Origin of the sequence: Coralloluteibacterium stylophorae (genome assembly GCF_018122625.2) — a bacterium.
Lineage (GTDB): Bacteria > Pseudomonadota > Gammaproteobacteria > Xanthomonadales > Xanthomonadaceae > Coralloluteibacterium > Coralloluteibacterium stylophorae.
The window spans coordinates 236,593-248,013 of record NZ_JAGQFT020000005.1 but is presented as its reverse complement, the minus strand read 5'-3'; the positions used below and the strand labels follow the sequence as shown (position 1 = coordinate 248,013).

General features: G+C 73.0%; 11 protein-coding genes. 1 reads left to right on the top strand and 10 read right to left on the bottom strand.

Translation table 11 applies throughout. From position 1 onward, the window contains the following. Positions 1-42: 42 nt before the first annotated feature. Both KB893_RS09600 and glnA read right to left on the bottom strand, forming a co-directional pair. The gene (locus tag KB893_RS09600) at positions 43-381 is read right to left on the bottom strand and encodes a P-II family nitrogen regulator (protein ID WP_211925493.1); all 339 of its coding nucleotides are present in this window, start codon (positions 379-381) and stop codon (positions 43-45) included. A gap of 249 nt (positions 382-630) precedes the next feature. Next, a complete protein-coding gene (gene glnA, locus KB893_RS09595) occupies positions 631-2,040 on the bottom strand; it encodes a type I glutamate--ammonia ligase (protein WP_211925492.1) in 1,410 nt (469 codons plus the stop codon). Between the two features lie 209 nt (positions 2,041-2,249). Between glnA and KB893_RS09590 the strand changes: the two genes are divergently transcribed. Beyond that, entirely contained in the window at positions 2,250-3,044 is a 795-nt protein-coding gene (locus tag KB893_RS09590) for an undecaprenyl-diphosphate phosphatase (protein ID WP_211925491.1), read from the top strand. A gap of 8 nt (positions 3,045-3,052) precedes the next feature. On the opposite strand, the gene KB893_RS09585 is transcribed toward KB893_RS09590, so the two are convergent. The 8 genes from KB893_RS09585 to KB893_RS09550 all read right to left on the bottom strand — a co-directional run bounded on the left by KB893_RS09585 (position 3,053) and on the right by KB893_RS09550 (position 11,419). Next, entirely contained in the window at positions 3,053-3,670 is a 618-nt protein-coding gene (locus KB893_RS09585) for a YbhB/YbcL family Raf kinase inhibitor-like protein (protein ID WP_211925490.1), read from the bottom strand. A gap of 67 nt (positions 3,671-3,737) precedes the next feature. Further along, positions 3,738-5,828, bottom strand: coding sequence for a tetratricopeptide repeat protein (locus KB893_RS09580; protein WP_211925489.1), 2,091 nt, complete (start codon positions 5,826-5,828; stop codon positions 3,738-3,740). A 66-nt stretch (positions 5,829-5,894) separates the two neighbouring features. Beyond that, positions 5,895-6,887, bottom strand: a complete 993-nt coding sequence (locus KB893_RS09575) for a YheT family hydrolase (RefSeq protein WP_211925488.1) — start codon at positions 6,885-6,887, stop codon at positions 5,895-5,897. Beyond that, the gene (locus KB893_RS09570; RefSeq protein ID WP_377730099.1) at positions 6,884-7,714 is read right to left on the bottom strand and encodes a lysophospholipid acyltransferase family protein; all 831 of its coding nucleotides are present in this window, start codon (positions 7,712-7,714) and stop codon (positions 6,884-6,886) included. Before KB893_RS09570 ends, KB893_RS09575 begins: the two co-directional genes overlap by 4 nt. A gap of 29 nt (positions 7,715-7,743) precedes the next feature. Then, positions 7,744-8,184, bottom strand: coding sequence for a hotdog fold thioesterase (locus tag KB893_RS09565; RefSeq protein WP_211925486.1), 441 nt, complete (start codon positions 8,182-8,184; stop codon positions 7,744-7,746). 6 nt (positions 8,185-8,190) lie between these two features. After that, the gene (locus tag KB893_RS09560; protein WP_211925485.1) at positions 8,191-8,802 is read right to left on the bottom strand and encodes a YkvA family protein; all 612 of its coding nucleotides are present in this window, start codon (positions 8,800-8,802) and stop codon (positions 8,191-8,193) included. Between the two features lie 95 nt (positions 8,803-8,897). Next, entirely contained in the window at positions 8,898-10,841 is a 1,944-nt protein-coding gene (locus KB893_RS09555) for a phospholipase D family protein (protein WP_211925484.1), read from the bottom strand. After that, positions 10,838-11,419 (bottom strand): YceI family protein, encoded by a 582-nt coding sequence (locus KB893_RS09550; RefSeq protein WP_263858567.1) that lies wholly within the window; start codon positions 11,417-11,419, stop codon positions 10,838-10,840. The genes KB893_RS09555 and KB893_RS09550 overlap by 4 nt, the downstream gene beginning before the upstream one ends. Positions 11,420-11,421: the final 2 nt, after the last annotated feature.

Genomic DNA, 11,421 nt, shown 5'->3' with positions numbered 1-11,421 from the left:
GCGGAAGGGGGAAGGTCTTCATCGGGTCTCCCGCCGCGCCGTTCACAGCGCGTCCTCGTCGAGTTCGCCGGTGCGGATGCGGATCGTCTTCTCGATCGGCAGCACCAGGATCTTGCCGTCGCCGACCTTGCCGGTGGCGGCCGCGGCCTGGATCGCCTCCAGCGCCCGCTCGAGCAGGGCGTCGGGCACGGCGCACTCGATCTTGATCTTGGGCAGGAAGTCGACGACGTACTCGGCGCCGCGGTAGAGCTCGGTGTGGCCCTTCTGGCGGCCGAAGCCCTTGACCTCGCTGACGGTGATGCCGGAGACGCCGGCCTCGCCGAGGGCGTCGCGGACCTCGTCGAGCTTGAAGGTGCGGATGATGGCGACGATCAGCTTCATGGCCGCCCCCCTTCGCGCATGGCGCCGGCGCGCACGCCGGCCGGTACTGCGGACTCTGATGACCTCATGACAGGCTCCCCATCGATGCCTCCCGGTCGTCGCGCGTGATCGCGTCTTGTGCCGTGTGCGTGTGCCGGCCGTGCCGGCGGACGCGGACCGCCGTGGTCCGCGCCGGGTCCCGCATGCCGCGGCGCGCCCCCTCGCGCGCCGCGACGCCCGCACCGGTCGGAGCCGGCGCGGATGCCGGCATCAGATGCCGTAGTACATCTGGTACTCGAGCGGATGCGTGGCGGCGCGGAACTTGGTCACCTCCTGCATCTTCAGCGCGATGTAGCCGTCGATCAGGTCGTCGCTGAACACGTTGCCGGCCTTGAGGAACTCGCGGTCGGCGTCCAGCGCCTCGAGCGCCTGGTCGAGCGAGTGGCACACGGTCGGGATGTCCTTGGCCTCCTCGGGCGGGAGGTCGTAGAGATCCTTGTCCATCGGCTCGCCCGGATGGATCTTGTTGCGGATGCCGTCGAGGCCGGCCATCAGCAGCGCGGCGAAGGTCAGATAGCCGGACTGCATCGGGTCCGGGAAACGCATCTCGATGCGGCGCGCCTTGGGGTTGGCCACGAACGGGATGCGGCAGGACGCCGAGCGGTTGGACGCCGAGTAGGCCAGCATCACCGGCGCCTCGAAGCCCGGCACCAGGCGCTTGTAGGAGTTGGTGGTGGAGTTGGTGAAGGCGTTCAGCGCGCGGGCGTGCTTGAAGATGCCGCCGATGTAGTACAGCGCGGTCTCCGACAGGCCGCCGTAGCCGTCGCCGGTGAACAGGTTGGTGCCGCCCTTGGCCAGCGACTGGTGCACGTGCATGCCCGAGCCGTTGTCGCCGACGATCGGCTTCGGCATGAAGGTCGCGGTCTTGCCGTTGCGGTAGGCGACGTTCTTGATCACGTACTTGGTGGTCAGCAGCTCGTCGGCCTTCTTCACCAGCGAGTTGAACTTGGTGCCGATCTCGCACTGGCCGGCATTGGCGACCTCGTGGTGGTGGACCTCGACCTCAATCCCCAGGCTCACCAGCACCTTGCACATCTCCGCGCGCAGGTCGTGCAGGGTGTCCTGCGGCGAGACCGGCACGTAGCCGCCCTTGATGCCCGGGCGGTAGCCGGAGTTGCCGCCCTCGTACTCCTTCTTGGAGTTCCAGTGCGCTTCCTCGGAGTCGACCTCGAAGAAGGTGTGGCCCATCTCGTTGGCGAAGCGCACCGAGTCGAACACGAAGAATTCGGGCTCAGGGCCGAAGAAGGCCTGGTCGGCGATGCCGGAAGCCTTGAGGAAGGCCTCGGCGCGGCGGGCGACGCCGCGCGGGTCGCGCGAGTAGCTCTGCATCGTCTTCGGGTCGAGGACGTCGCAGGTCATCACCAGGGTCGGATCGGCGGTGAAGGGGTCGACGAAGGCCGTCTCCGGATCCGGCAGCAGGACCATGTCCGACTCGTTGATGCCCTTCCAGCCCGAGATCGAGCTGCCGTCGAACATCTTGCCGTCCTCGAACAGGCCGGGCTCGACGATCGACGCGGGGTAGGTCATGTGGTGCTGGACACCGCGGATGTCGACGAACCTGAGGTCGACGAATTCGATGTCGTGGTCCTTGACCAGCTTCTCGGGGGTGCTGCTGCTCACATGGAACTCCGGATTGATGGATCGGTGCGCTTTCTCAGCAGCAACCGTGCCAGCCCGGCCGCGGCAGCAACGACGGGCCCGGAGGCCGGGCGGCGTGGAGGCAGCGTCAACATTGCGCACCAAGGCGGTGCAATTCCTGGCCTATTGCACCATCGGCGTGCAGTGGCAATGCCCGCTATGCTCGCGCGGTCCCCCGCCGCCCCGTGCCCATGAACGATCTGCTCGCCGCCCTCCTGCTCGGCATCCTCGAAGGCCTGACCGAGTTCCTGCCGGTCTCCAGCACCGGCCACCTGCTGATCGCCGAACGCTGGCTCGGGGCGCGCTCGGACTTCTTCAACATCGTCATCCAGGCCGGCGCCATCCTCGCCATCACCCTGGCTCTGCGGCAGAAGCTGTGGACGCTGGCCCGCGACTGGCGGGCGCCGGAGAACTTCGACTACCTGCTCAAGGTCGGCGGCGCCTTCCTGGTGACCGCCCTGGTCGGGCTGCCGGTGCGCCTGGCCGGCTGGGAGCTTCCCGAGACGGTGGCCCCGGTGGCCTGGGCGCTGGTCATCGGCGGCGTATGGATGCTCGGCGCCGAGCGCCTGTCGGAGCGGCTGCCAGAGCGCGACCGGGTGACCTGGACGGTGGCGGTGCTGGTCGGCCTGGCGCAGGTCGTGGCGGGTGTGTTCCCCGGCACGTCGCGCTCGGCCGCGGCGATCTTCATCGCCATGCTCGCCGGCCTGAGCCGGCGTCCCGCCGCCACCGAGTTCGTGTTCCTGGTCGGCATCCCGACCATGTTCGCCGCCAGCGGCTACGCCCTGCTCGAGCAGCTCGGCGACGGTGGCATGCCCGCCGACCCCTGGGGCGAGACGGCGCTGGCCTTCGTCGCCGCGGCGGTGACCGGCTTCGCCGTGGTGCGCTGGCTGCTGGGCTACATCAAGTCGCACCGCTTCACCGCGTTCGCCTTCTACCGCATCGCCCTGGGGCTGGCCCTGCTGCTGTGGCTGCCGAGCGGCGAATAGGCCGCGGGTCAGGCCCGGACGTCGGGGTTGAGCGCGTAGGTGCCGTAGATCGCGGTCTCGGCCAGCACGTGGCCCTGGACCATGCGCAGCACCTCGGCGGCGGAGAAGCGCTCCGGCAGGTCGAGGCGCTCGACGTCGAGCGCGAACACGCGGAAGAAGTAGCGGTGCGGGCGCAGGTCGTTCGGCGGCGGCTGCGGGCCGTCGTAGCCCCAGCGGTCGCCGTCCTGGTCGCCCTGCCCGCCGGGCGAGGCGGTGTAGCCGTTGAGGCCCTGGCGCGCGCCCTCCGGCCCGGGCACCGAGGTGCGGCCCTTGGCGGCGGTGCCGTCGCTGGCGGCGCCCTCGGCGATCCCGGTCACCGCGGCGGGGATGTCGGCCATCGCCCAGTGCACGAATTCCCGGCGCGGGTGCTCGACCGGGATCTGCACGTCGTCGCGGCCGGCCAGCGACATGTCGGTCGGCGCGTCCGGGTCCAGGCACAGCAGCGCGTAGCTGCGCGTGCCCGCCGGCGCATCCCCCCAGGCCAGGTGCGGATTGCGGTTGCCGCCCTCGCCGCCGCCCGGGGCGCCGAAGGCGAAGCGGGGATCCAGGCGGGCGCCGTTGTCGAAGCTGTCGCTGCGCAGTTTCAAGGCCGGTCTCCAGTGGGCAGGGGGAGCGCGAGGATGGCGCCGCGGCTGTCGGTGCGATGTCGGCGGGTCAGGCCGGATAGCCCATGCGCGACGCCAGCGGCGCGAGCTCGGCGAAGGCCTCGCCCAGCACGTCGGCGTAGTCGCGCCAGCGTCCCGGCGCGAAGGCGCGCGGCGGCTCGGTCGAGCCGCGGACGGCGGCCGCCGCGGCGGCGTCGACCTCGAGCGCGAGCCCGCTGAAGTCGGCCAGCGCCGGCACCACCGCCGCCGGGTCCTCGGCGATCGCCTCGTAGCGCACCACGTGCACCGGGATCAGGCCCTGCTCGACCGTCGCCGCGAGCTGGTCGCAGGCGGCCGCGAGCTGGCGCGCCGCCTCCACCGGCGCCTCGGGGCGGAAGTGGCCGGCGGTGCCGAAGGCGATCCAGTGCAGCAGGGCGTCGCGCGGATCGCGCACGGTCGCCAGCAGGCGCGTGCCCGGCAGCTCCCGACGCAGCCTGGCGGCCAGGCGCGCGTCCCAGAACGCCAGCCAGTCGATGCCGGGCGCACCGCCGGCACCGGCGGCGGCCATGCCCTGGCGCCAGGCGCCGCCGAAGCTGCCCACGGCGTGGCCGGCGTGCTCCGGCGCATCCAGCCACGCCTGCGGCGCGGTGAAGCCGTCCTGCCGGCGCGAGCCGCCGCGCAGCAGGCGGTCGCCCAGCAGCGGCGTGGTGCGCTGCCTGCGCAGCAGTTCGATCAGCTGCGGGGTGCCGGTGCCGGGCGGGCCCCAGACCAGGATCGGCGCGTCGGCGACGGCCTCGGGCGCCTTGTCGGCGGCCGCCTCCGCCGGCGCCACCGGACCGCCGGCCCAGGCGGCGCTGCCGAGGTCGGCATGGGCGCCGCTCCAGTCGGCCAGGGCGGCGCCGTGACGACCCGCCGCGGCGTGCGCATGGCCCCGCGCGCGGCGGAATTCGGCGCGGGCGCGCGGCTGCGCCTGCTCGGCGAGGTCCTGGATATGACCGATCGCCGCCTCGGGATCGCGGGCCAGGTCGACCCGGTAGCGCAGCAGGCGCGCGCCGATCGCGCCCGGCGCGCGCGCGAGGACCGCGCCGGCGAGGGCCGCGGCGGCATCGGGCTCGGTCCGTTCCAGGTCCAGCGCCCGCGCCTCCATCGCCGCCAGGCTGTCCGGGTACAGCGCGTGCCAGCGCGAGGTCAGCGCCGCGGTGTCTTCGTCGATGGTGCGCGCCAGCATCACCCGCGCCTGCAGCCAGCCCTGCGCCGGGGTCCCGGCGGCGAGCCGTTCGTCGAGGAAGTCGCGCGCCTGCGCCAGCTCGCCGCGGCGGCGCCACAGCGTCATCAGGGTCGACAGCGCCGTGTCCTGCGGCGGGCCCGCCCGCAGTGCGGCGGCGAGGCTGGCGATGGCCTGCTCCTCGCGGCCGAGCTGGGCCGAGAGCAGGCCGTGCACGATCAGGGCCGGGACGTCGCCGGGCAGCGCGCGCAGCAGCGTCTCGGTCTCGGCCAGGGCCTCGTCCGGGCGTTTCTGGCGGCGCAGGACGTCGACCAGCAGGCGGCGCTGGGCGTGCAGGTCGGACTTCTTCGCCAGCACGTTGCGCAGCGCCTGCTCGGCGAACGCGGCGTGGTCGTTGGCGAGGTAGGCGGTCGCCAGCGCGGCCTGCACCAGGAGGTCGTCGGGCCGCTGGCGGGCGACGCCGCTGAGCGTGGCCAGGGCCGCGGCGGCGTCGCCGCGGGCCAGCTGCAGCTGGCCTTCGAGCACGCGCGTCTGCGGATGCTCGGGCTCCACGCGCTGGGCCAGGCGCAGCTGGCGCTCGGCCTCGTCGCGGTCGCCGCGCGCCAGCGCCAGGTGCGCGAGCATCACGTAGGCGCCGAGCTGGTTCGGGTCGGTGCCGACGGCGCCCTCCAGGGTGCTGCGCGCCTGCGCGGTGTCGCCGGCGGCGAGCGCGAGGGTGGCCAGGCTGAGCTGGTAGTCGGCCTGCTCCGGCGCGATCGCGACCGCGCGCTCGATCGCCTCGCGGGCGCCCGCGACATCGCCGACCGCGCGCCGGGCCAGGCCCTGCAGGTGCAGGGCGCGGTGGTCGCCGGGTTCGGCGGCGACGGCCGCATCGGCGGCGGAGAGGGCGGCGGCGGCGTCGCCGCGGCGCAGGGCGTCGATTGCGGTGTCGAGCATCGGATGTGCGGAGGTCGTGGGACGACCTTCGATTCTAGCCGCAGGCGTCCGCGGCGCAGGACGCCGTCAGACCGGAACCGCGGCCGCCAGGCAGCGGCTCACCCAGCGTTCGCCGTAGCCGCGCAGCTCGGCGTTCTCGAGGAAGCCGCAGTGCCCGCCCCAGTCGGCGATCTCCAGGTGCGCGCTCGCCGGCAGCTGGAGCGCGTGGAAGTCCTCGACCGGGATCACCGGATCGTCGGCCGAGGTCAGGATGCTCACCGGCACCTGCAGCCCGGCCAGGCGGTCGCCGGCGATGCAGTAGCCGTCGAAGTAGGCCTCCAGCCCGGCGAGCCCGGCATGGGTCACCGCCAGCTCGGCGGTGAGCGCGCGCATGTTCTGCGCCAGGGTGCGCTCGTCCCAGGTGAAGCGGGCCGGGAACAGCTCGCGCTTGCGACGCAGCGAGGCGCGCCAGCTGCGCATGAAGTGCCAGTGGTACAGCGGCAGGCCCTGCTCCATCGCGATCAGGCCGCGCGCCGGATCCAGCACCGGGCACACCGCCGCGGCATGCACCAGCTCGATCCCGGCCGCCGGCGCCGCGTTGGCCACGCGCAGCGCGAAGTTGCCGCCGAGCGAGTAGCCCGCCGCCAGCAGCGGACGGTCCGGGAACAGGCGCTGGATCTCCGCCACCGCGTCGACCACTTCTTCCAGGCGGCAGGAGTGGAACATGTCCTCGTTGAGGTGGTGGGTGTCGCCGTGGTCGCGGAAGTTGAGGCGGAACACCTCGAAGCCGGCATCCAGCAGCTGCGCCGCGGTCGCCAGCATGTAGCCCGAGGCGACGCTGCCTTCCCAGCCGTGCAGCAGCACCACCAGCCCGCGGGCGGTGCGCCCGGGCACCGCGCTGTGCATGCCGAGCAGGCGCACGCCGCGGCAGTCGAGAATGTATTCGGTGGTCGTCGCCCCGCGCGCCTCGAAGGCCAGCCGCGCGCGCCGCTTGCGCAGCCGGCTGGAGGACAGGATCGACTGCAGGTGCGCGCTGCGCAGCCAGCGCGGCGGGCGGAAGTCGGCGCGCTCGGCCCTCACGCCTCCATCGCCTCGACGATGCGGGCGCGGCAGCTTTCGGCCATGCGCCGGCGACCGTCCTCGCTCGCCGCCACCGGAGCCAGGAAATGCACCTCGGCATCGCGCACCGGCTCGCCGAGCAGGCGCAGGAAGTTCTGCAGGAAGTTCTCGCCCGGCTGGAACGCCACCACCGTCTGCGCGCTGCCGCCGCGGCCGTACTTCAGCGCGACCGGCTGCGCCGGCACGGCGGCGAGCACCGCCGGCTGGAAGATCCGCGCGTGGAACACGCCCACCGCGCTGCCGTCGCGGGTGCGGCCCTCGGGGAACACGCCCACCGCCGCGCCGCCCTGCATGCGCGCGACCATCTGCTCCATCACCCCCGACAGCGACCCGGTATCGCCGCGCCGGTGGTAGATCGTCCCGCCGCGCCGCGCCAGCCAGCCGATCAGGGGCCAGCGGCTGATCTCGTCCTTGGCCACGAAGCCGACCACGCGCTGGCTGTGCATCAGGGTGATGTCGATCCAGGTGACGTGGTTGGCGACGAACAGGGCGGCGCCGGGCAGCGGCGTGCCGATGCGCCTGGTGCGCAGGCCGAAGATCCGCAGCAGACCCGCCGACCACAGCCGGATCACGCGGTGGTCCATGCGCTCGCCGCGCAGCCGCCAGCGCGCGGTCAGCGGATTGATCAGCAACAGGGTCACCGGCAGCGCGACCAGCACGTGCACCAGCAGGAGCGGCGTGCGCAGGACGTAGCGCAGCGGGCGGAGCCGGTCGGGCGCCGAGGACGAGGCGGAGGTCGAGGCGTGCATCGGACGCATTCTGCCGAAACCGACCGGCGCGCGCTGCATCGCACCACGCCCTGCCGCGGTGCGCGGCTTCAGCCGGGGATCACCGCGAGGGTCAGGCGCGACACGCACACCGGCTTGCCGCTGGCCTCGTCGGCGATGCGGACGTCCCACACCTGGGTCGAGCGGCCGATGTGCAGCGGTCGCGCGACACCGGCCACCCAGCCTTCGCGCACGGCGCGCAGGTGGTTGGCGTTGATCTCCAGGCCGACGACGCCGAAGCCCTCGGCCGCGGCCAGGCCGCCGGCGACGCTGCCCAGCGTCTCGGCCAGCAGCACCGAGGCGCCGCCGTGCAGCAGGCCGTACGGCTGGCGGGTGCGCGCATCGACCGGCATCCGGCCGCGCACGAAGTCGGCGCCGAGCTCGGTGAACTCGATGCCGAGGGTCGCGATCGCGGTGTCCTGCGCCTGGCGGTTGAGCGCCTCTACGCTCGACGACTTGCGGAACACACGCTCCGCCGCGGGCGCATCCATCCGGCGTCAGCCGACGCGGAACACGCTCGGCCGCCACGGCCGGGTGTAGGTGCGGGTCACGCCATAGCCGCTGCTGTCGCCGTAACCGACGCCCGGGCCGCGCTCGCGGCGGCCGCGCATGCGCGAGATGAGCTCCTCGCGGCGCGGCGCCAGCCAGTCGGCGCGACCGATGGTCGCCGGATCCTCGCCGCGGCGGCCGGCCTCGGCCGCGCGGAACTCGCAGAAGTCGTCGTAGGCCTCGATCTCGTGCTGCAGGTCGCGCACGCACAGCTCGATCATGATCGCGTCGTCGAGGTAGCCCAGCACCGGCACGCTGTCGGGGATCGCGTCGGCCGGGTCGGCGAAGTAGACCAGCGCGGCGAGCACGTTGCGGCGGTCGTCCTCGGGCAGCGCCCAGCCCTCGTCGGTGAGCATCGCGACCAGGCCGTCTAGGCGGTCGAGGCGCTGCGCGACGAAATCCGGCAGCTGCGCGTCGCGCGCGTCCTTCAGCAGCCGGGCCGCCGCCTCGATCGCCTGCTCGGCCGGCTGGCCCTGCGCCTTCTCGGCAGCGGCGCGCTGCGCCTTGCGGAAGTGCTCCAGATCGGCGTCGGAGAGTTCGATGGACAGCGAGAGCGTCATGATGTCGATCCGGATGGGATGCTTGAGGAGCGCCTACGCTAGGCGCGGGGCGCCGCGGCCGTCAATCGTGTCCAAGGTCATCGTGACCACCGGCTTCAGAGGATCGGTGCCAGGCCCGCGCCGAACGCGGTGAAGATGCGGGTGTAGATGGCCTTGGCCGAGACGTTGACCTCGGGGAAGTCGCCGACCGGCCGGTAGCACCTGCGGAACATCTCGGTGTCCGGCGCCGCGGGCGCGCAGTCGGGTCCGGGCACGTACTCGTAGCTGGTGGCATAGCGCACCGGCCAGATGTCGAACAGCGGCAGCGCCTCGAACAGCTTGCCGAGGTTGTAGTTGATGTCCGACACCACCGGCGTCCAGTCCTGCGCGCGGCGCGCGACCACCCAGGCGTTGTCCGGCGCGATGTCGCGCTCGATCTCCTCGGTGAGCGCGTCGACGAAGGCCGCGTCGTAGATCGCCACGGCGCTCTCGGTGTTGTAGTGGTCCGAGCGCGGATCGAAATTGTGGGTGCCGACGATGCCGACGCGGCGGTCGATCACCAGCGACTTGGCGTGCAGGCCGACGCGCACCCCGGCGGTGCGCAGCGGCAGCGGGCCGCGCCGGCCGCCGGAGCCGAAGGCCGCGTAGGTGGACTCCGACACTGCGCTTCCGGGCTCGTCGGTGTCGCCGCGCGCCGAGCCGAACGGGCGCACCGGCGCGGGCGCAGGCGGCTGGCGCTCCTCCGGCGTGCGCTCCAGCGCGCCGGTGGCGGCGACGTCGATCGGCGAATCCAGCGGGAACGGCTTGTATTCGTAGATGCGGAAGCCGAGCTCGCGCAGATAGGTGCGCTTGTACTTGTGCGACAGCGCGTACACCGGGAAGGCATCGGTCGCGGCGAGGCTGTTGGTGGAGACGATCACCGTCGGCGCATCGGACCGCTCGTGCATACCGCGGAACAGCGCGCGCGCATCGCGCGAGAGCACCAGGTACGGCGTCTGCAGCAGCACCTTCTCGCGCGCGCCGGCGATCAGCGCGCGCAGGCCGTGCGAGGCATCCAGCTCGGCGTGCCGTTCCTCCTCGTGCTTGCCCGGCGGGTCGGCGAGGAACTCCACCCGGCCGACCTCCAACGCGCGCGCGGCGAGCACCGCACGCACGCCCTCGACGTCCTCGGAGGCCGCCAGCAGGCGCGCGACGCGATCGGGGCGCTTGATCAGCGGCGGCTCCAGACCGATCTCGTCGAGCGTGCGCGGCGGCCCGCGCCCGGCCAGGATCTGCCGGGCCACGTCGTCCAGGTGCGAGGCCGGCACCGCGCGCTCATGCCGCCAGAAGGCCTCGAAACTCTCGCGCATCGCCTGCGCCGCAACCGGGCCGGCGACCAGCACGTCGCGGTCGCGGTAGTTGTAGTCCGAGTCCCAGTCGAAATAGCGGTCCTGGAAGTTGCGACCGCCGGTGATCGCCACCGCGTCGTCGACCAGCAGCAGCTTGTTGTGCATGCGCTGGTTGAAGCTGCGGAAGCGCAGGATCGCCCCGGCCACGAACTCCAGATAGTTGGTGTGCGCGTTGTTGAACGTCGGGTTGTACAGCCGCAGCTCGAAGTTGACGTGCGCGGCGGCGAGCGCGGCGGTCAGGCGCGTGTTCTCCACGCTGTACATCTGGTCGAGCAGCACGCGCACGCGCACGCCGCGGCGCGCGGCGGCGACCAGTTCGCGCATCACCAGGTAGCCGGTGTCGTCCTCGGCGTAGATGTAGCTCTGGATGTAGATGCTGGTGCGCGCGCCGCGGATCAGGTTGATCCGCGCCAGCAGCGCGTCCTGGCCCTGGTCGAGCAGCAGCGCGTAGTGCCGCGGCGCATCGGCGCCGCGCGTCTCGCGCCAGGCCGCGTCGCCCAGCTCGCGCAGCGGCGACGGATGCGGGCAGTGGTCGGCGCGCGCGCAGGTCAGCGTCGCCGGGCGCGCGGCTTCGGCCAGGACCGCCGCCTGCCGGCGCTCGGCGTCGCCCAGGCTGGCGCAGCCCGGCGCGCCCACCAGGAGCGCCAGCGCGAGGAGCCAGCCGCGCGTCACGAGGGCAGGCCGAGGCGCAGGCGGAAGTGGAAGCGCACCTCGTCGTCGAGGAGCAGGCCGAGGGCGCCCATGTCGAAGTCGTCGCGGTCGACCGAGCCCGCCACCTCCAGATCGCAGTCCAGGCCGGGCCGGGTGCAGCCGCCGGGCGCGAGCCGGAACGCCACCTCCCGGCGCACGCCGCGCAGCGTGAGCGAGCCCTGCAGCTCGCCGCCCCGCTGCAGCAGGGCCTGAGGGAAGGGCCGTGAGTCGAACTCGATCAAGGGGTGGTGCTCCGCATCGAAGAAGGCGCCGGACCGGGCGAACCGGCCATAGCTGGCGCGCCCGGGAAACTCCACGCTGGAGGCGGCCAGGCGCATGCGCACTTCCAGCAGCCCGTCGTCGCGGCGCAGCAGACTACCTGCCATTTCGCCGAAACGGCCGCTGACGTAGCGGCGCGGCCGCATCCGGACCTGGAACTGCACGCTGGAGGCCTCGCTACGCACCGCGAGGAGGTGCGCCGGACCGGGCTCGGAAGGGACCTGCGGGGGCGGCGTTGCCGGGGCGGCAAGCGCCAGCCACAGCAGGGCCGCCGACCGCATCG

Coding starts and splice junctions, on each gene's coding strand:
- KB893_RS09600 (WP_211925493.1), bottom strand. CDS start 381: ATGAAGCTGATCGTCGCCATCATCCGCACCTTCAAGCTCGACGAGGTC.
- KB893_RS09590 (WP_211925491.1), top strand. CDS start 2,250: ATGAACGATCTGCTCGCCGCCCTCCTGCTCGGCATCCTCGAAGGCCTG.
- KB893_RS09580 (WP_211925489.1), bottom strand. CDS start 5,828: ATGCTCGACACCGCAATCGACGCCCTGCGCCGCGGCGACGCCGCCGCC.
- KB893_RS09570 (WP_377730099.1), bottom strand. CDS start 7,714: ATGCAGCGCGCGCCGGTCGGTTTCGGCAGAATGCGTCCGATGCACGCC.
- KB893_RS09565 (WP_211925486.1), bottom strand. CDS start 8,184: ATGGATGCGCCCGCGGCGGAGCGTGTGTTCCGCAAGTCGTCGAGCGTA.
- KB893_RS09560 (WP_211925485.1), bottom strand. CDS start 8,802: ATGACGCTCTCGCTGTCCATCGAACTCTCCGACGCCGATCTGGAGCAC.
- KB893_RS09550 (WP_263858567.1), bottom strand. CDS start 11,419: ATGCGGTCGGCGGCCCTGCTGTGGCTGGCGCTTGCCGCCCCGGCAACG.